This is a genomic window from Phytohabitans houttuyneae, from assembly GCF_011764425.1.
Classification (GTDB): Bacteria; Actinomycetota; Actinomycetes; order Mycobacteriales; family Micromonosporaceae; genus Phytohabitans; species Phytohabitans houttuyneae.
This window is the reverse complement of record NZ_BLPF01000001.1, coordinates 2,515,607-2,534,868: the sequence shown is the minus strand read 5'-3', so window position 1 is coordinate 2,534,868 and position 19,262 is coordinate 2,515,607. Positions and strand designations below refer to the sequence as shown.

General features: G+C 71.6%; 13 protein-coding genes and 2 pseudogenes. 10 read left to right on the top strand and 5 right to left on the bottom strand.

All coding sequences use genetic code 11. The features are described from left to right. Positions 1-7: 7 nt before the first annotated feature. Positions 8-766 (bottom strand): CAP domain-containing protein, encoded by a 759-nt coding sequence (locus Phou_RS11140; RefSeq protein ID WP_173055971.1) that lies wholly within the window; start codon positions 764-766, stop codon positions 8-10. 315 nt (positions 767-1,081) lie between these two features. On the opposite strand from Phou_RS11140, the gene Phou_RS11135 reads away from it, so the two are divergent. From Phou_RS11135 to Phou_RS11120, 4 genes are all read left to right on the top strand, one after another. Beyond that, entirely contained in the window at positions 1,082-1,276 is a 195-nt protein-coding gene (locus Phou_RS11135; protein WP_173041801.1) for a hypothetical protein, read from the top strand. A gap of 205 nt (positions 1,277-1,481) precedes the next feature. Further along, positions 1,482-5,063: a chromosome segregation protein SMC gene (gene smc / locus Phou_RS11130; protein WP_173055969.1), complete on the top strand. Its 3,582-nt coding sequence runs from the start codon at positions 1,482-1,484 to the stop codon at positions 5,061-5,063. Beyond that, the gene (locus Phou_RS11125; RefSeq protein WP_173055967.1) at positions 5,064-5,663 is read left to right on the top strand and encodes an HAD-IA family hydrolase; all 600 of its coding nucleotides are present in this window, start codon (positions 5,064-5,066) and stop codon (positions 5,661-5,663) included. A gap of 148 nt (positions 5,664-5,811) precedes the next feature. Next, the gene (locus tag Phou_RS11120) at positions 5,812-6,369 is read left to right on the top strand and encodes a hypothetical protein (protein WP_173055965.1); all 558 of its coding nucleotides are present in this window, start codon (positions 5,812-5,814) and stop codon (positions 6,367-6,369) included. On the opposite strand, the pseudogene Phou_RS52480 reads toward Phou_RS11120, so the two are convergent. The 3 genes and pseudogenes from Phou_RS52480 to Phou_RS11100 form a co-directional block, all read right to left on the bottom strand. Beyond that, a pseudogene (locus tag Phou_RS52480) lies at positions 6,345-7,666 on the bottom strand (putative bifunctional diguanylate cyclase/phosphodiesterase). The gene Phou_RS11120 and the pseudogene Phou_RS52480 sit on opposite strands and share 25 nt — an antisense overlap. Before the next feature lie 1,129 nt (positions 7,667-8,795). Continuing rightward, positions 8,796-9,320, bottom strand: a complete 525-nt coding sequence (locus tag Phou_RS11105; protein WP_173055961.1) for a DinB family protein — start codon at positions 9,318-9,320, stop codon at positions 8,796-8,798. 35 nt (positions 9,321-9,355) lie between these two features. Further along, positions 9,356-10,738, bottom strand: coding sequence for a hypothetical protein (locus Phou_RS11100; RefSeq protein ID WP_218578941.1), 1,383 nt, complete (start codon positions 10,736-10,738; stop codon positions 9,356-9,358). 196 nt (positions 10,739-10,934) lie between these two features. Here Phou_RS11100 and Phou_RS11095 point away from each other — a divergent pair, with 196 nt between their 5' ends. Beyond that, the gene (locus tag Phou_RS11095) at positions 10,935-11,363 is read left to right on the top strand and encodes a cellulose binding domain-containing protein (RefSeq protein ID WP_173055959.1); all 429 of its coding nucleotides are present in this window, start codon (positions 10,935-10,937) and stop codon (positions 11,361-11,363) included. Here Phou_RS11095 and Phou_RS11090 read toward each other — a convergent pair. Beyond that, a complete protein-coding gene (locus Phou_RS11090; protein ID WP_173055957.1) occupies positions 11,335-12,999 on the bottom strand; it encodes an alkaline phosphatase D family protein in 1,665 nt (554 codons plus the stop codon). The two genes, Phou_RS11095 and Phou_RS11090, sit on opposite strands and share 29 nt — an antisense overlap. A gap of 112 nt (positions 13,000-13,111) precedes the next feature. Here Phou_RS11090 and ftsY point away from each other — a divergent pair, with 112 nt between their 5' ends. From ftsY to Phou_RS11065, 5 genes and pseudogenes are all read left to right on the top strand, one after another. Further along, positions 13,112-14,242 (top strand): signal recognition particle-docking protein FtsY, encoded by a 1,131-nt coding sequence (gene ftsY, locus Phou_RS11085; RefSeq protein ID WP_173055955.1) that lies wholly within the window; start codon positions 13,112-13,114, stop codon positions 14,240-14,242. A 6-nt stretch (positions 14,243-14,248) separates the two neighbouring features. Continuing rightward, positions 14,249-15,079: an aminoglycoside phosphotransferase family protein gene (locus Phou_RS11080; RefSeq protein ID WP_173055953.1), complete on the top strand. Its 831-nt coding sequence runs from the start codon at positions 14,249-14,251 to the stop codon at positions 15,077-15,079. Positions 15,080-15,300: 221 nt separating this feature from the next. Further along, on the top strand, positions 15,301-16,674 hold the full coding sequence (locus tag Phou_RS11075; protein WP_173055951.1) for an ammonium transporter: 1,374 nt from the start codon (positions 15,301-15,303) through the stop codon (positions 16,672-16,674). A gap of 25 nt (positions 16,675-16,699) precedes the next feature. Further along, entirely contained in the window at positions 16,700-17,038 is a 339-nt protein-coding gene (locus Phou_RS11070) for a P-II family nitrogen regulator (protein WP_173041812.1), read from the top strand. Between the two features lie 17 nt (positions 17,039-17,055). Beyond that, positions 17,056-19,251: pseudogene (locus Phou_RS11065) on the top strand ([protein-PII] uridylyltransferase); the annotation flags it as partial. Positions 19,252-19,262 lie beyond the last annotated feature (11 nt).

The window sequence follows — 19,262 nt, the reverse complement described above, 5'->3', positions numbered from 1 at the left end:
TGAAGGGTCAGACCACCGAACCGAACATCTGTGTCCAGTACGGCGAGCCGTCGCTCGCGTAGGCCAGGCCGACGCCGATCGCCTTCGCGGAGCAGTTGAGGATGTTGGCGCGGTGGCCGGGGCTGTTCATCCAGCCGTCCATGACCGCGGCCGGCGTGCGGTAGCCCATGGCCACGTTCTCGCCGATCGCGTTCGTGTACCCGGCCCGCTCCGAGCGCTGCCACGGCGAGCTGCCGTCGCTGCCGGTGTGCGACATGTTGTTGTGCTCGGCCTGGTCCTCGCTGTGCAGCCCGGCCGCGCTGGCGAGCTTGGTGTTGACCTTGACAGGCCCGCAGCCGGCGGCCGCCCGCTCCTGGTTGGTGATGTCGACGACCTTGTTTTCGTCGGCCGACTGGGCGGTGCTGCCGCCGCTGGTGGTAGCCCGGGTGGTCGTCCGGCTCGGCGAGCGCTTCGGCGTCGGGCTCGTGGCGGTGCGGGGCTTGGCCTTGCTGGGTGTCGGCTTGGGGCTCGCCTTCGGGCTCGCGGTCGGTCCCGCTGTCGCGGCAAGCGCGACGCCGAAACCGCCGGTACCGCCCGCTTCGTCCGTACGCTCCGAAGCTGTCCTATTGGACCCAGAATCGCCGCTTAGGTTGGGGCGGAGCACCGCCGCACCCGCGCCGAAGGCCAGCAGGAGGACGCCGACCAGCAGCGCGAGGGCGAGGGGGCCGGGCAGGCGGCCGCTCGGCCGGTGCCGGCCGGTGTGCCTCGTCGGCGCATCGGCGTCCATGGGGTCCTTCCGGTAGGTGGGCCGAGCCGGACGGTACGGGTGCGCTCCCACCTGGGCAATCGCCCTAAGGAAGATCTAAGCCGGCGCCAAGGATCCTCTTGATCATGGCTGCCAGGCTGGAATGAGTGCGCCAATCGACGCAGCGTGGGGTGATGTGGGCCCGGTTAACTTGACGAAGTGGGGCGTCTCGGCGGAGTATAGGGGCGTCGCCAGTCGCGCCCAATCATGCCCACGCGTGCCCGTGGGCTGATAGTCGCGAAGTTAGCTGGGCGCGCGTTGGCCGGCCACTCCGGCAGCGCATTACAAGGAGACGATATGGCGAAGGCCCTCTACGGCCACGTTGGTGCGGCGCCCGATCGGCGCCTCCTCGACGAGGTCACCCGACTGCGTGCCAGGGTTCAGGCACTGGAGTTCGAGGTCACCAGGCTGCGAGCTGAAAACGACCGGCTTGCGGCGGCCGCCGCTGAAGCAGGAGACCTGCTGAGGCTGCCCGAACCGGCGTTGACCTGATCTCCCGGGCGCCGGCCTGCCGGCGCCCACCGCCGACAACTCAATCGCTACGCACACATCGCGCGCCGACACAATAAGTGGCGGCGCGCAGCTTTTTGCCATCGCTGAATCGTTAGCCACGGGGGCGAGCGCGGCGTGCCCGGTGCCCGGCCTGCGGTCGGGTTACTCTCCCAATGAGATGTCACCTGCGAGCGGATAGAAAGACGTGCATTTAAAGAGCCTGACGGTGAAGGGCTTCAAGTCCTTCGCCTCCGCCACGACGTTGCGACTGGAGCCGGGTATCACCTGCGTGGTGGGCCCCAACGGCTCCGGTAAGTCCAACGTGGTCGACGCGATCGCCTGGGTCCTGGGCGAGCAGGGCGCGAAGGCGCTACGTGGCGGCAAGATGGAAGACGTGATCTTCGCCGGCACGGCCGGCCGCGCGCCGCTGGGCCGCGCCGAGGTCACGCTCACCATCGACAACACCGATGGCGCGCTGCCGATCGACTACACCGAGGTGTCGATCACGCGGCGGATGTTCCGCTCGGGCGAGAGCGAGTACGAGATCAACGGCAGCTCCTGCCGCCTGCTCGACATCCAGGAGCTGCTCTCCGACTCCGGCATCGGCCGGGAGATGCACGTCATCGTCGGCCAAGGCCAGCTCGACGCGGTGCTGCACGCCAAGCCGGAGGACCGGCGCGCGTTCATCGAGGAGGCGGCCGGCGTCCTCAAACACCGCAAGCGCAAGGAAAAGGCGCTGCGCAAGCTCGACGCGATGCAGGCCAACCTCAACCGGCTCACCGACCTGACCGCCGAGCTGCGCCGCCAGCTCAAGCCGCTGGGCAAGCAGGCCGAGGTGGCCCGGCGCGCCGCGGGCATCCAGGCCGACCTGCGCGACGCCCGACTGCGCCTGCTCGCAGACGATCTGTCCACATTGCGCTCCACTCTGGACAAGGAGATCGCCGACGAGACCGCGCTGCGGGAGCGGCGGGAGCTTGTCGAGGAGCAGTACGGCGAGGTGGGCCGGCGGCTCGCCCAGCTGGAAGCCGCGCTGGCCGAGGACGCGCCGCTGCTGGCCGCCGCGCAGGACACCTGGTACAAGCTTTCCGCCCTCCAGGAGCGCTTCCGCTCGACCGAGCAGCTGGCCAGCGAGCGGCTGCGCCACCTGTCCGCCACGCCGGACGACGAGCGTCCCGGCCGCGACCCGGAGCACCTGGCCGCCGAGGCGGAGAAGGTGCGGGCGCAGGAGGAGGAGCTGCGGGCCGCGCTCAAGGCCGACCAGGCGCACCTCGCCGAGGCCGTGGAGCGCCGCCAGGAGCTGGAGCGGCAGCTCGCCGACGCCGAGCGGGCCCTGCGCGCCGCCGCGAAGGCGATCGCGGACCGCCGCGAGGGCCTCGCCAAGCTGACCGGGCAGGTCAACGCCGCCCGGGCGCGCACCACCAGCGCGGCCGAGGAGATCTCCCGGCTCGCCGCCGCCCACACCGACGCGCAGCAGCGCGCCGACAAGGCGCAGGCCGAAGTGGACGCCGTGGCCGCGCTCTCCAGCGAGGCCGACCGGGACAACGCCGACCTCGACGCGCAGCACGCCGAGGCGGTGGCCGCGCACGAGGAGGCCTCCGCCCGGGTGCGGGCGCTCAGCGACGCCGAGCGGGCCGCCGAAAAGGAGGCCGCGACCTGGAAGGCCCGCGAAGACGCCCTGGCGATGAGCCTGCGCCGCAAGGACGGTGCGGGTGCGCTGCTGGCCCGCGCGGACCAGGTGCCCGGCCTGCTGGGCAGCCTCGCCAGCATGCTCACGGTCGCGCCGGGCCACGAGGCGGCGCTCGCCGCCGCGCTGGGCGGCCTGGCCGACGCGGTCGCCGTGGCCGGCGTCGACGAGGCCACCGAGGCCATGCGCCTGCTCAAGATCCAGGACGCCGGCCGCGCCAGCCTGCTCGTGGGCAGCCCCGGCGGCCCCGGCATGATCGGGTCGCTGGACGCCCTGCGCCCGGCCCTGCCCGACGGCGCCAAATGGGCACCGGACGTGGTCGGCTGCCCCGACCAGATCCGGCCGGCGGTGCACCGGGCGTTGCGCGACGTCGTGCTCGTGCCCGACCTCGCCGCCGCGGGCCGGCTCGTGGCCGCCAACCCCGAGCTGCGCGCGGTCACGCCCGACGGCGACGTCGTCGGTGCGTACGCGGCGGCCGGCGGCTCGGGCAAGGCCCCCAGCTACATCGAGGTGCAGGCGGCGGTCGACGAGGCCAAGGCCCGCCGCGCCGAGGCCGAAGACGTCATGGCCGGCGCCGCCGACGAGCTCACCGAGGCCCGCGCCGAGGTGGCCGTCCTCAAGGAAGCCGTCACGGTCGCCGCGGCTGCCAAGCGGGAAGCCGAGGGCCAGCGCAACGCCGCCGCCCGCCGCCTGGCCGAGCTGGGCGCGGCGGCCCGTTCCGCGAAGGCCGAGACCGAGCGGCTGGCTGCCTCCCGGGCCAAGGCCGAGGAGGCTCGCGAGCGTGACCTGGCCGCCCTCGACGACCTCGAGGAGCGGCTGCGGCTGGCCGAGGACACCGCGATCGACGAGGAGCCGGACACCGACGAGCGCGACCAGCTCGCCGGCGCCGTGCCGCATGCCCGGCAAAACGAGATGGAGGTCCGCCTCGCGGTCCGCACCGCCGAGGAGCGGGTCGCGTCCATCGCCGGCCGGGCCGACTCGCTGGCCCGCCAGGCCGCTGCGGAGCGGGCCGCCCGCGAGCGCGCCGCCGCCCGCCGGGCCGCCCGGGCCAGGGGTGCCGGCATCGCCCGCGCCGTCGAGATCGGCGCCCGCGAGGCGCTCGCCCGCGTCGCGGTCTCGCTGGCCGACGCCGTGCGCACCCGCGACGAGATCGCCCAGTCGCGGTCCGCGCGGGAGGCGGAGCTGTCGGAGGTACGCAGCGCCGCCAAGCGCCTCGGTGGCGACCTGGAGCGGCTCACCAGCGAGGTGCACCGCGACGAGGTGGCCCGCGCCGAGCAGCGCATGCGCATCGAGCAGCTGGAGATCAAGGCGGCCGAGGACTTCGGGCTCGACGTCGAGACCCTCGTCGCGGAGTACGGGCCGCAGCAGCCGGTACCGCCGACCCAGGCCGAGGTCAACGCGGCCGAGGCGGACGGCAAGCCGGCGCCCGAGCCGCTCGCGTACCACCGGCCGACCCAGGAGAAGCGGGCCGCCAAGGCCGAGCGCGAGCTGACCCTGCTCGGCAAGGTCAACCCGCTGGCGCTGGAGGAGTTCGCCGCGCTGGAGGAGCGCTTCAAGTTCCTGTCCGACCAGCTCGAAGACCTCAAGGCCACCCGCCGCGACCTGCTCACGGTGGTCAAGGACGTCGACGACCGCATCCTCGAGGTCTTCACCAGCGCGTACGAGGACACGGCCCGCGAGTTCGAAAAGGTCTTCACGGTGCTGTTTCCCGGCGGCGAGGGGCGCCTGGTGCTCACCGACCCGGAGGACATGCTCGCCACCGGTGTCGAGGTCGAGGCCCGCCCGCCCGGCAAGAAGATCAAGCGGCTCTCGCTGCTGTCCGGTGGCGAGCGCTCGCTGACCGCAGTCGCGATGCTCGTGGCGATCTTCCGCGCGCGGCCCAGCCCGTTCTACATCATGGACGAGGTCGAGGCCGCTCTCGACGACGTCAACCTGGGCCGCCTGATCACGCTGATGGCGCAGCTGCGGGAAAAGAGCCAGCTCATCATCATCACGCACCAGAAGCGCACGATGGAGGTCGCCGACGCGCTGTACGGCGTGACCATGCGCAGCGGTGTCACCGAGGTGATCAGCCAGCGCCTGTCCAACCAAGAGGAGGGCTGAGTGGTCCGCGCCCGGCCCACCGCACTGCTGGTGGACCTGGACGGCGTGCTGCGCCGCTGGGACCCGGAGGTGCCCGCGCGTATCGAGGCGGCGCACGGCCTGCCCGCCGGCGCGCTGGAGAAGACGGCGATGGACTGGTCCCGCCTGCTGCCCGCGATCACCGGCCAGGTCAGCCACGCGGGCTGGATGGCAGGCGTGGCGCAGGCACTGGAGGCGCCGCAGGCGGTCGCGCAGTGGCAGGAGTACCGCGGCGAGGTCGACCCGGACGTGCTGGGCTTCGTGCGCGAGGTGCGGGCCGCCGGCCTGCCGGTCGCGATCGGCACGAACGCCACCGACCACCTCGACGCGGACTTGGCCGCACTCGGCCTGACAGGTGAGGTCGACGCGGTCGTCAACTCCTCCGTAGTGGGCGCGCACAAGCCCACCCGCGAGTTCTTCGCCGCGGCCTGCGAGGCCCTGCACCGGATCCCGAGCCAGGTGCTGCTGGTCGACGACTCCGACCGCTTTGTACGTGGTGCCCGGGTTGTCGGCCTGTCCGCGTACCGCTGGAACGGCCCCGCCGATCTGCCCTACCTGCGCGCCGCCCTCGGCCTGGCCTGAAGCTGGTCAATCGGCCGGCTAGAGCGCGTTCGCCGGGTTTGTCCTTACTGTCGCCGCGAAGAGAATGTGAACACGCCTCGGTTATTTTTGATATTGGGTGGGCCCGAAAAAGAACCGGGCTCACCTGTGTCATAGAAGGGCGGGGGCGATGCGGATCGAGACCCACGAGGTCTTGCCGGCCGCCATGCTCGAGGAGGCGTGGCGGCTGTACGCGGAGGCATTCGAAGAGCTGCGCACCGTGGCGGTGCAACGGCACGTGATGACGCGGTCGGAGTTCGACGAGCACATGGCCGACCCGCGGATCCGCAAGTACGTTGTCCGCCACCCGGACGATGAGCACCTGGCGGCGCTGTCCACGATCACGAACGATCTGGAGGCGGTGCCGCTGATCTCGCCGGACTACTTCCGGCACCGGTGGCCGGCGCAGTACGCCGAGCGCCTGATCTGGTATGTCACGTTCAACGCGATCCACCCCGACCACCGCGGCAGCGGCATCTTCGAGCTGATCGTCGAGGCGATGCGCCAGGTCGTGGTGGGCTCGCGAGAGCGGCCGGGCATCGTCGGGCTGGACTTCTGCCGGCGCAACGAGGAGCGGTACAAGCTGCCGCAGGCGATCGACGGCGCACTCGGCCGGCTCGGCAGCGTCGAGAGCCACCGCCTCGACACCCAGGCGTACTGGTGCTACGAGCTGCCGGCGGCGTCCTGAGTGGCCTCCGGCAGCACCGCGAGGGCCAGCCACCGCTCGGTGAACTCCTCGGCGCTCACCGGCGCGCTCCACAGGTGACCCTGCCCCACCGTCACGCCCAATGTGGACAGTACGTCCTGCTGGGTCGCCGTCTCCACGCCCTCCGCGACCACGGTGAGCTTGAGCGCGGTGCTCATCGCGACGACCGCGCGCACGATCTCCTCGTCTTCGGCGTCGGTGCCCAGACCGTCCACGAAGGACCGGTCGATCTTCACGCCGGTCACCGGGTGGCGCCGCAGGTAGCCGAGCGCGGAGAAGCCGGTGCCGAAGTCGTCGACGACCATCTTCACGCCGAGCCGGCGCAGGTCGAACAGCACCTGGTCGGTGACGGTGGACGCGTCGATCATCACCGACTCGGTGATCTCCAGGACCAGGCCGGAGCGTGGCACGTCCCACCGCCGCAGCGCCTCGGAGACCTTGCTTGGCAGCGTGGGGTCGCGCAGCTGGCGGGGGAGACGTTTACCGATACCCAGAAGTCCGGGCTGATCAGGCTGTCGGCCCGCCACGCGGCGACCTGGCGCAGCGTTTCGTCAAGCACCCAGCGACCGATCGCGGAGATCAGCCCACTGTCCTCCGCGATCGGGATGAAGACGGCCGGTGAGATCGGCCCGCGCACCGGGTCGCTCCACCGGATCAGGGCCTCGGCGCCGACCAGCTCGCCGCTGCCCAGCTCGACGATCGGCTGGTACGCCAGGTGCAGCTGCCCGGTCGACAGCGCCTGCCGCAGCGCGAGCTCGATCTCGACCCGCTCGCGCACCCGTTCGTGCATCGAGGCGTCGAACTCGGTCCACCGGCCGCGGCCGTCGGACTTGGCCCGGTACATCGCGGTGTCGGCGTCGCGCATCAGGGCCTCGGCCGTCACGGCGGCGACGGCGGGCACCGGCGCCATGCCGGCGGTGGTGCCGACGACGCCGATCGACGGGGTGATGACCACTTCGGCGCTGCTGACCTGTACCGGCGCGTTGAGCCGTTCCATGATCTGCTCGACGAGCGTCACCGTCTCCTGGCGGGTGCCCAGCCGGGCGACCACGAACTCGTCGCCGCCCACGCGGGCGACCATCGCCGGCTGCGGCACGGTGTCGCGCAGCCGCCGCGCCACCTCCACCAGCAGGTGGTCGCCGGCCTCGTGCCCCCACGAGTCGTTGACCAGCTTGAAGCCATCGAGGTCGAGGAAGAGCACCCAGACGGCGACCTCGGCGGAGGAGGTCTTGGGCGGCGGGGCGGTGGAGAGCAGGCGGCCGATCTCGCGGGCCAGCATGAGCCGGTTGGGCAGGCCGGTCAGCGGGTCGTGGGTGGCCTGGTGCTCGGACTTGAGCTGGGCGTCCGCGTAGTCCCGTACCGCGGCGACGGCCCGCGCGACGAGCAGCGCCACCATCGCGGTGCCGCCGGCGGCGAGCGCGACGTGCTCGGCGTGGCCGTGCTCGACGAGCGGGATCAGCAGAAACGGCACGAGCATCGCCGGCATGATCACCAGCAGCCGCCGCAACGACCAGGTCTGCACGGGCACGGACGTCGGGCGGGTCAGGTCGGCCACCGACGGGTGCAGCGCGGCCGCGCCGATCGCGGTGCACGACAGCAGGAACGGCACGTCGATGATCCGGCCGCCGGTGAGGTGGCCGGACGCCCCGATGATCGCGTACGCCAGGTCGCCGGCGAGCAGCAGCAGGATTCCACATAGGAGCAACATGTACGCCGGGCGGCGGCCGCTGGTCGTGAACGCGAGGCTGACCAGCAGCAGCACCAGAACGACGTCGAAGAGCGGGTACAGGCCGGCCAGGACGGACACGACCCGCGGCCGCCCCTCGATCGACGCGGCCGGGATGGCCAGCAGCAGCGTCGTGGCGAGGCCGGCGCCCACGCAGACGATCAGCCCGTCGATGATCGCGTGGCGCTGCATGACGCTGCGGGCCCGCAGCAGTCCGCCCAGTGACAGGGCCATCAGCACGTAGCCGGAGACCGTGAAGGCGTCTCCCAGCAACGCCTGCCACCCCATGCGCTCGACCGACCACGGCCGCAGCAGCGCACCGATCAGGAACGTGGTGCCGGCCGCGCCGAGCAGGTACCACGGGTGGTGGGGAGCGGCGTGGTGCAGGCGGGGCGCGCTGAGCATGGCGGCGACGGCGGCGAGCGCGACGGTGGCGAAGACCGCGGCGGCCACGAGGTCGCCGGCGGCGACGTAGAGTACTCCGGCGGCTACGCCAGCGGCGAGGAAGAGGGCGGACGCGACCCCAGAGGCTCTGCTATCCCTGGGCGGGGCAGGCTCCTCTATCTGTATCGCCCCCTGCCAATGTGCTGCGCCGGGCTGATCAACAACAGCGCACACAGTACCAAGTTGGCGCGGCCGGGCGCCGGGAAACTTTGGGGACGACCTGTCAGAGTCCTGTCATTCAGTCGCCTGTCTCACCGTCGATGCGCTCGCGGATGAGGTCAGCGTGGCCGTTGTGGCGGGCGTACTCCTCGATCATGTGGACGAAGACCCACCGAAGGCTGATCTCGGCGCCGGTCCGCTCGCTGATAAAGGTCTCGTCCAGCGACCGCCCCTCGACCGCCGCCTTGGCCAGCTCCACCTCCGCGCGGAACGTCGCGAAGTCGGCGGCCGCGTCCGCGGTGTCCACGTCTGCGAACTCGCCGTCCGGGTTGTCGTCGGTGTAGTAGATGCGCGGCAGGCCGGCGTCCCCGCCGGCCCGGCGCCGGAACCACGCGCGCTCCACGTCCGCCATGTGCCGCACCAGACCCAGCAGGCTCAGTGACGACGGTTCGACACTGCGGCGCCGAAGCTGCTCGGCGGTCAGGCCCTGGCATTTGTACAGCAGGGTGTCGCGGTGAAAGTCGAGCCAGCCTTCCAGCATGGCCCGCTCGTCGGCGACGTACGGCTCGTGGCGGCGCTCGATCTGCGGTGCGGTCCAGGTCATGAAGAGCATTCTTCCTGGTACCGCGCCCGCGGTGATCACCGGTCGATGGCCCGCTCCAGGTGGCGCACGCAGCGCAGCTCGCCGATCGTCTCGCCGACCGGGCGGTCGAGGTACGCCTCGTCGAGGTCGGCCAGGCGGGTGTGCGGCCCGAGGTGGCGGATCAGCTCCAGCGAATCGCCGTACGGCTCCAGCAGCGGCCGGCCGCCGGCGACGCTGTGCCCGGGCTGGCGGATGCGGTCGAGGTCGGAGCGGTCCAGGAACGGCGCCTCCGCGTCCGCGGCCACGAACATCCGCCGGTACAGCGCGACGTAGTCCTGCTGGCTGGTGCCGCCGACCGCCACGACGCCGGGCAGCAGGCAGCGCACGAGGTAGGCAAGGATGCGGTCCGCGTACAGCACGCCGGCACGCAGGGCCTCGGCCACGGCCGCCGGCTCCATGGGTACCGGCAGTGGCGCCCCGTTTGTCTCGACGATCCACTGTGCACCCGCGCCGGTGCCGGTCAGAACGACCTGGTGCAGGCGGCTGCCCTTGCGCAGCCACAGGAAGTCGGGCGCGGCGTTGTTGACGGTGAGGTTGGCCGGGTCGGCGACAAGGCGCCGCTTGGCGCGCAGGAACGCGTCCCGCACCTGCGGGTCGAACAGCAGCGCGAAGACCGGGCTGGCCGGGTCCTCGACGTGCAGGGCGACGCACTCGGAGACGACGGCCTCGTCGATCTGCACCCGGCGTACCCCGTGGTCGAGGTCGAGGCCGGCCCAGATCTCGTCGTTGGCCATCCGGTACGCGGTCGGCGCGTCCGGCGCCTTCAGGCCGGTCAGCGGCCCCAGCACCGGGTCGGACGCGATGTCGTGGCGGGTGCCTTCCAGCGGCTCGAACGCCATCTCCAGCGGTCCGGGCAGGCCGCAGAAGGAGGAGTTCTTCAGCGTCGTCTTGGACAGCGGGTACACGCTGAACAGCCCGCCGCGGGTGCGCAGGAAGGTCGGGCCGAGGACCGGTGCGCGGCGGGCCAGGCAGCTCACGATCGAGCACTGGTTGACCACCGCCACCGTGGCGCCGGCCTCCCGGCTGGCGACGTGGAAGAGGTAGTTGTGCAGGAACGTCTCCGCGTCCAGCAGCAGGTTGGAGTGGTCGGCCTGCTGGATGACCGGTACCCGCAGCAGGTGCTCGCAGGTCGCGTCGACATCGGTGTCACCGTGCGCGCGCAGGTACGTCTCCACCGCCTGGGCCAGGCGCAGCCGGTGCGAGTTGTACTGGGACTGCGGGGCGGGCACCAGCGCGCGCAGGTAGGCGCGCAGCGGTAGGTCGAGCGCGCGTGCGAGCTGCACGCCCAGCTCGGACCCGCCCGCCACCAGGCGATGGACCCGGTCCGCGGCGGGGTACGCGGCGGGCCGGTCGAGCAGGGTCCCCGTGTGGGTGGACAATCCGGGCCTCCATCAGGTGCGGAATCTTCACCTTCCTGACGGAGACAGGGTCGTTCGGGGTTGGATGAACCTCGATCAAACTCCGGTCCAGTTTCTGCATGGTTCCTGTGAAGAGAATGTGAAGCCGTTCGGACATTGACCAGTGTCTGTGGGTAGCGGATCGTTGACTCATCCACATCTATTTATGGGGGACTGGATGCGTTACCACACAAGGCTTCTCGCTGGGCTGATCGGGCTGCTCGCGGCATTCGTCATGGCCGCACCCGCGGCCGCCGCCGCATCCGCGCCCGCCGCCGCGCCGGCACAGGCGGCCGCGATCCCACCCGCCCAGTACTGCGACATCCGGATTTCCGTGCCGGCGCACTGGAACAACGGCTACATCGTCGACATCTACATAAAGAACATTTCGAACGTACCGGTCACCTGGTCGGCATCCGTCGTGATCCCGCCGCCCGGCTACATCATCCAGGCGTGGAACGTCACCGTCACGGTCAGTGGCTCCACCGTGTGGCTCCGGCCCTGGAACCCGATCCTGCAGCCCGGCCAAGCCGTCAACTTCGGCTACGTGGGCAGCGGCCCGCTCGTCCTGCCGCAGGTCACCTGCCAACCGGCCGCCGGCGCCTGACGCGGGCGGTCCTCGGAGCGAGGTCCACGGCGGCGACCTCACGCAGGTCGCCGCCGGTGGTCGTGCCCTCGATCAGCACCCGTGCGGTGTGGCCGTCGTGCGTCAGCGTGCTCACCGCGTTGCCGAAGTACGGACCGGCCAGCTTCTTCCACCGGACCGTGGGCGCGGCCACCTTCGCCGCGCGGGCCAGCGCCCGGGCCACCGTGGCCGGTCCACGCCACCAGCCGAGCCGCAGCACCGGGCGCATCAGCGACTGGAGCTGGTTGTGCACCGGTGAGCAGGTCAGCTGGTGCACGGGCGCGGCGACCGGGCGGGCGCGGAAGGCGGCGCGGGCCACGTACGAGTGGTGCACGTCGCCGGAGAGCACGCTGATCGACGCCGCGCCCGACGAGCCGACCTCGGCGAAGAGCGCGGCCAGCGAGTCGAACGAGCGCTGGAAGGCCGCCCAGTGCTCCAGGTCCAGCACCCGGCGCTGCCGCTCGGCAAACCTGGACACCCACGGGCGGGCCGAGCCGGCCAGCCGCTCGTTCCACGCCTCCAGGTGGTGGATGCCGGGCGGCAGCAGCCACGGCAGCGACGAGCCCACCACAAGGTGGTCGAAGTCACCCCGGGCCAGCTCGGCGAACCAGGCCCACTCGCCCGGCGGCAGCATCGCGCGGTGGTCCGGGTCGAGCACCCGGCTGCACCGGTTGTCCAGCACCACGAGGCGGGTGCGGCCCAGGTCCAGCGCGTAACTCCACTGGTACCCGGGCGCGCCGTCGGCCTCCTTGTCGACCTCGGTGGCGAAGTCGCGCAGCACCTCGGTGGCGTCGTCGGCGGAGGCCAGCACCTTCTGGTACACCGGGTCGGCGGCGATCTGGTCCGGGTCGAGGTTGCCCAGGTGCTGGTAGACCCAGTACGAGGCGAGGCCGCTGGCGATCCGCTCCGGCCACCACGGCTGCTCGCGCACATCACGGCGCCAGGAGGCGGAGGAGTTCCAGTCGTCGATGATCTCGTGGTCGTCGAAGATCATGACGCTCGGCACGGTGGCGAACAGCCACCGGATCTCCGGGTCGCACCACGACTCGAGGTAGAGCTGCGTGTACTCCTCGTACGAAACGACCTGGTTGTCGGGCTTGTGCTTTTCATGCCCGCGGCGGCGGCGCAGGAAGCGTTTGACCGCGGGGGAGGGTATGTCGGCGTAGACCTGGTCACCGAGCAGGACCAGCAGGTCAGGTGCCGGGTCCGCGCCGGTCATCAAGCGCCGCGAGTACGCGTCCAGCGCGTCCGGCGGCAGCTGCCGCGGTGTGGCGTGCTGGGTGGTCTCCCGGCACGAGCCGAAGACGAGGCGCACCGGCTGATCGGCGTCGTCACCCGAACGGGTGCGGATCACGCTCGGCGGGTACGGGCTGTCCGGCTGGGGCCACACGCGGGCATCGTCGACGAACACCTCGTACTCCGTCGCGCTGTCCAGGGTGAGCCCTTCGACCACCACGATCGCGTAATGGTGGCCGTACGCGCTGAATGTCGTCGCCTCCCCAGCGGCCGGCCCAGCGGTCACCCGCACGGTGGCGGGCGCACTGGTCTCCACCCAGATCGTGGCGCGGGTGCCGGCTACCCGGCGCAGTACCGGGCCGATGACAAGCTCAGCGGACAAGGGTCTGACCTCCCGTCGGGGGACTGGGGACCATCCTCTCTACCCGAGATCGCTGTGCGCTAGGCACGAGCCTCACGGTGTGGGCCGCGCGGCCATCTGTCAGGATTTCCGCATGGAGTACGTCGTCATCGCGCTCGTCCTGCTGGGCGTGCTCGTGCTCGGTGGCCTGGGGCTCGTGGTGCCCCGCCTGCGCCGCCGTCCCGAGCTGCCGCCGCCACCGGCCCCACCCGCGCAGGTGGAGACAGCGCCGGCGGAGGTCGAGCCGCGCCCGACGCAGGTCGAGCCCGAAGCGGTGCCGACCGCCCCTGAGCTGGAAGTTCCCGAGCCGACAGCGGGCCGGCTGGTCCGGCTGCGGACCCGGCTGTCCCGCTCGCAGAGCGTCCTGGGCAAGGGTCTGCTCGGCCTGCTGTCCCGCGACCGGCTCGACGACGACGTCTGGGACGAGGTCGAGGAGAGCCTGATCACGGCCGACGTCGGCGTGGAGGCCACCCGGGAGATCGTCGACCGCCTCCGCGAGCGCACCCGCGTGCTCGGCACCCGCAGCCCCGACGAGCTGCGCACGCTGCTGACGGAGGAGCTGGTCACGGCGCTCGACCCCAGCCTGGACCGCTCGCTGAAGAGCGACGGCAAGCCCACGATCGTGCTGGTCGTCGGCGTCAACGGCTCGGGCAAGACCACCACCTGCGGCAAGATCGCCCGGGTCCTCGTCGCCGACGGGCGCACCGTCGTGCTCGGCGCGGCGGACACATTCCGCGCCGCCGCCGCCGACCAGCTGGCCACCTGGGGCGGCCGCGTCGGCGCGGACGTGGTGCGCGGTCCGGAAGGCGCCGACCCGGCCAGCGTGGCCTTCGACGCGGTCCGTCGCGGCATCGAGACCGGGGTCGACACGGTGCTCGTCGACACCGCCGGCCGCCTGCAGAACAAGGTCGGCCTGATGGACGAGCTCGGCAAGGTCAAGCGGGTCGTGGAAAAGCACCAGCCGGTCGACGAGACCCTGCTCGTGCTCGACGCGACCACCGGGCAAAACGGCCTGGAGCAGGCCCGGGTGTTCACCGAGGTGGTGGATGTCACGGGCGTCGTGCTGACCAAGCTCGACGGCACCGCCAAGGGCGGCATCGTCATCGCGGTGCAGCGCAAGCTGGGCATACCCGTAAAGCTTGTCGGTCTGGGCGAGGGCCCGGACGACCTCGCGCCGTTCGAGCCGCGCCAGTTCGTCGACGCGCTCCTTGGCACGGACGCGTAACCTCGGGTGACCTACCGCGATCAGGCGCCGCGCCTCGGGAGACCGTACGTGACTTCGCATGAGATCCCGCTCCGCGGCGGGAACGTCAGCACCGTGGTGCGCGTGGGGGACACCGTCCGGCGCAACGCCGGCCCGTGGACCCCGTCGGTCCACGCGCTGCTGCGCCATCTGGAGTACGTCGGCTTCACCGGCTCCCCCCGCGCCCTCGGCATGGACGAGCGCAACCGCGAGGTGCTCTCCTACCTGGAGGGTGAGTGCGGGGAGTACCCGCTGGCCCCGCACTGGGTGACCGACGAGGCGCTGGTCACGGTGGCCACGATGCTGCGGATGTTCCACGACGCGCAGTACGGGTTCAACCCGCCGGCCAACGCCGTGTGGCGCTCCTTCGGGCCGCCCCCGCCGGACACCGAGGTCATCTGCCACCACGACGCCGCCCCGCACAACGTCATCTGGCGCCCGGACGGCACGCTCGCCCTGATCGACTTCGACCTGGCCTCGCCCGGCGCGCGGATCTACGACGTGGCGTACGCGGCGTGGACCTGGGTGCCGCTGTTCTCCGACCGCGACTCGTACACGCTGGGCTGGAAGCGGCCCAACCGGCCGCGCCGGCTGCGCCTGTTCGCCGACGCGTACGGGCTGATCCCGCGTGACCGCCACCGCCTGGTGCGCACGATCCGCAAGCGGATCGTCGACCACGTGGAGGGCATCCGGCGGATGGCGGCGGCCGGCGACCCGGCGTTCGTGCGGATCGTGCACAAGGGGCACCTGCGCCGCCCGATGCGCGACCTTCGCCTCCTGGACTACGAGCGGCACACGCTGGAGTACGCACTCCGGTAAAACGGCGTTTGATAAACCTGACCGTCCGTTCGGCTGAGACGACCCCATCCGTCCAGCGGGTTTGAGGCTTTCTTCACACGTACGAAACAAAGCGTGACGTCACGGAAATCACGCAGGCACCGTGCGCGAAACCTCGGGGCTAGAAGCTTCCGCGCAACCGGCGTTCGGGCACCGCTGCCCTGTTCCTGCCGGAGGGAGGCAACCTACCGAGAGGAGGCAGCGTGGAGATCAATACCGGGAATACCGCCTGGTTGCTCCTGTCGTCTGCGCTCGTGCTGCTCATGACGCCGGGTCTGGCCCTGTTCTACGGAGGCCTCAACCGGTCCAAGGGCGTGCTCAACATGATGATGATGAGCTTCAGTGCCATCGGGCTCATCTCCGTCCTATGGGTCATCTACGGCTTCACCCTGGCGTTCGGCACCAACGACAACGCCGGGGTCAACGACTTCATCGGCAACTTCACCCAGTACCTCGGCACCGAGACCGACTTCATCGGCGAGGAGTGGCTGTTCCTCGGCGCCGGTACGGGCATCCCGACGTACGTGTTCATGGCGTTCCAGATGATGTTCGCCATCATCACGGTCGCCCTGATCAGCGGTGCGGCATCCGACCGGCTCAAGTTCGCCGGCTGGCTGCTGTTCGCCTTCGGCTGGTTCACGCTCTGCTACGTCCCGGTCGCGCACTGGGTGTGGGGCGGCGGCTTCATCGGGGCGGACATCAAGGCGCTCGACTTCGCCGGTGGTACCGCGGTGCACATCAACGCCGGTGCCGCAGCGCTCGGCCTGGTGCTGATCCTCGGCAAGCGGGTCGGCTGGCCGAAGGAGAGCTTCAAGCCGCACAACGTGCCGTTCGTGATGCTCGGCGCGGGCCTGCTGTGGTTCGGCTGGTTCGGCTTCAACGCCGGCTCCGAGCTGACCGTCGACGGCACCACCGCCGTCGCGTTCGTCAACACGCAGGTCGCCACGGCCGCGGGTGTGCTGGGCTGGATCATCGTGGAGTGGATCCGCGACGGTAAGCCGACGCTGGTGGGCGCCTCGTCCGGCGCCGTCGCCGGCCTTGTCGCGATCACTCCGGCCTGTGGCTTCATCGCGCCCATCCCGGCCGTGATCCTCGGCATCATCGCCGGTGCGGTCTGCGCCCTGGCGGTCAGCCTGAAGTACCGCCTCGGCTTCGACGACTCGCTCGACGTGGTCGGCGTGCACTTCGTCGCCGGCTGGATCGGCTCGCTGTCGATCGGCTTCTTCGCCACGCTCCAGGTCAACTCGGCGATCGAAGGCCTCGGCGCGAGCGAGGGTCTGTTCTACGGCGGCGGCGCGACTCAGCTCGGGCGGCAGTTCCTCGCCAGCGGCATCGTGTCGATCTACTCGTTCGCCATCGCCGCGGTGATCGCTCTGATCGTGAAGTCCACGATCGGGCTGCGGACCTCGACCGAGTCCGAGGTCGACGGCATCGACGTGGCGGAGCACGCGGAGAGCGGCTACGACCTGTCCCCGGCCGCGGGCAGCAGCGGCGCGTTCGCCCAGGCGGGTATCGCGTCGCCGGTCAGCAGCGCGGCACCGGCCAAGGCGCCGGTGAGCGAGAAGGTCTCCGGTTAACCTCGGACCGATGGAGGGATTGAGCATGAAGCTGGTGACCGCGGTCATCAAGCCGTACCAGCTGGACGCCGTGAAGGAGGCGCTGCACGCCCTCGGCGTCGCCGGCCTCACCGTCAGCGAGGTCCAGGGTTACGGACGCCAGAAGGGTCACACCGAGGTGTATCGGGGTGCCGAGTACACGGTGGAGTTCCTTCCAAAGATCCGGGTCGAGGTGCTGACCGACGAGATCGACGTCGAGAAGGTCGTCGACGCGGTCGTCACGGCGGCACGCACCGGAAAGATCGGTGACGGAAAGGTGTGGGTTACGGCGGTGGAAGACGTCGTCCGGGTCCGCACCGGTGAGCGCGGTCTGGACGCGCTCTGAGAGAGATCAGCGACAAGGTCGGTGCCGCCGCACGCGTGGAGCGTGCGGCGGCGCTTGACATGTGGCTCCGCTCGCTTGTGTCGGCCTGGCCGCCCGGAGTCGCGCTCGTCGCCTTCGGTGGCCTTGGCCGGCTCCAGTGCGCCCCGCACAGCGACCTCGACCTGATCCTGCTGCACACCGGCGTGCCCGGCATCGACAAGGTCGCCTCGTCGCTGTGGTACCCGATCTGGGACTCGCGGATCGGCCTCGACCACTCGGTGCGCACGATCCCCGAGGCGCTTTCGGTCGCGCACGACGACGTCAAGGTCTCGCTCAGCCTGCTCGACGCGCGCCACGTCACCGGTGACCGCGACCTGACCCAGCAGCTTGTCGAGGCGGCCGCCGAGCAGTGGCGGCGCACGGCGGTACGCCAGCTGGCGCGGCTGCGCGAGATCACGCTGAGCCGGTGGAAGGCGCACGGCGAGCTGGCGTTCCTGCTCGAAGGCGACCTCAAGGAGGCCGCGGGCGGGCTGCGCGACGTCGGCATCCTGCGGGCCATCGCGCAGGGCGGGCTGGCCGACACGATGCGACCGGCGGTACGCGCCGCGCACCTGCGACTGCTCGACACCCGCGACGCGCTGCACGCGAGCGTGGGCCGGCGGGTCGACCGGCTGGTGGCCCAGGAGAGGGCCACGGTGGCCCGCATGCTGGGCCTGGACGACGGCGACGCGCTGCTGCGCCGGGTGGCAAGCGACGCCCGCACCGTCACGCACGCTCTCGACGACGGCTGGCGGATGGCCGACCGGCTCCGCTCCGGGCGGCGTCGGGGCGCCGACGGCAAGCCGCAGCGGCGGCCGGTCGCCCGCGACGTGGTCGAGCAGGACGGCGAGCTGGTGCTCGCGCGTGCCGCGATCGGCGCCCGTCCCGACCCGAGCTTGTCCCTGCGGGTCGCCGCCGCCGCGGCGGTCACCCAGCTGCCGATCGCGCGGGCCACCTGCGAGTGGCTGGCCGCGTACTGCCCGCCGCTGCCCGCGCCGTGGCCGCCGGAGGCCCGCGACGCGCTCATCACGCTGCTCGGCGCCGGCATGGGACTGGTGCCGACCTGGGAGACCTGCGACCGGTACGGGCTTGTCGACGCCTGGCTGCCCGAGTGGACCCGGATGCGCAGCCTGCCGCAGCACAACCCCGTGCACCGCTTCACACTCGACCGCCACCTGGTGCAGGCCGCGTACGAGGCGACCGCCTTCACCCGCGAGGTGGGCCGCCCCGACCTGCTGCTGGTCGGCGCCTTCCTGCACGACGTGGGCAAGGGCCTGCCCGGCGACCACAGCATCGTCGGCGCGCCGGTCGCGGCCGCGGTCGCCCAGCGCATCGGCCTGCCGCCGCAGGACGTGGCGGTGATCGAAAAGCTGGTCCGCCTGCACCTGCTCCTGCCCGAGGTGGCCACCCGCCGCGACCTTTCCGACCCGGTGACGATCCGCAGGGTCGCCGACGCGGTGGGCGACACGACCACGCTGAGCCTGCTGCACGGCTTGGCCCGCGCCGACGCCCAGGCCACCGGCCCGGCCGCCTGGTCGGACTGGAAGGGCCGGCTGATCGCCGACCTGGTGCGCCGGGTGCACATCGCGCTGGACACCGGCGTGCTGCCCGCGCCCCCGAAGCCCGATCCGGCGCTGGTGGCCGGTCCGCTGCCGGTCGTACACCTCGATGGTGAACGTGTCGCGGTGGCCGCGGCCGACCGGCGCGGCCTGCTCGCCGCGGTGGCCGGTTGCCTTGCCCTGCACCGCCTGGAGGTGCTGACCGCCGACGCGTCCACGGTGGACGGTCGGTCGCTGGTGGAGTTTCGGGTGCGCCCGCGCTACGGCACCCCGCCGGACTCCCTCGCGCTCGCCAGCGACCTGCGCCGCGCTGTCTCCGGCGACGTTTCGGTGACCCAGCGCCTGCGCGGGCGGGCACTGGCCGCCCGGTCCAGCGCGTCGGCGGCGGCGTCCCGCGTGGTGTGGCACCGCGAGGCCGCCACCGACGCGGTGATCCTGGAGCTGCGCGCGGCCGACGCGCCCGGCCTGCTCTACCGGGTGACGTCCGCGCTGGACGAAGCGGGTGCCCAGGTGCGCGCGGCCCGCATCTCCACGCTGGGCACCGACGTCGTCGACGCGTTCTATCTTGTCGGCGGCTGGGCGGAGGAGGCCGAGCGGGACAAGATCGAGGCGGCGGTGCTGGGCGCCGCGGGCTGACCACAGCGGTT

Coding starts and splice junctions, on each gene's coding strand:
- ftsY (WP_173055955.1), top strand. CDS start 13,112: ATGGAGTACGTCGTCATCGCGCTCGTCCTGCTGGGCGTGCTCGTGCTC.
- Phou_RS11120 (WP_173055965.1), top strand. CDS start 5,812: ATGCGGATCGAGACCCACGAGGTCTTGCCGGCCGCCATGCTCGAGGAG.
- Phou_RS11095 (WP_173055959.1), top strand. CDS start 10,935: ATGCGTTACCACACAAGGCTTCTCGCTGGGCTGATCGGGCTGCTCGCG.
- Phou_RS11105 (WP_173055961.1), bottom strand. CDS start 9,320: ATGACCTGGACCGCACCGCAGATCGAGCGCCGCCACGAGCCGTACGTC.
- Phou_RS11140 (WP_173055971.1), bottom strand. CDS start 766: ATGGACGCCGATGCGCCGACGAGGCACACCGGCCGGCACCGGCCGAGC.
- Phou_RS11070 (WP_173041812.1), top strand. CDS start 16,700: ATGAAGCTGGTGACCGCGGTCATCAAGCCGTACCAGCTGGACGCCGTG.
- Phou_RS11135 (WP_173041801.1), top strand. CDS start 1,082: ATGGCGAAGGCCCTCTACGGCCACGTTGGTGCGGCGCCCGATCGGCGC.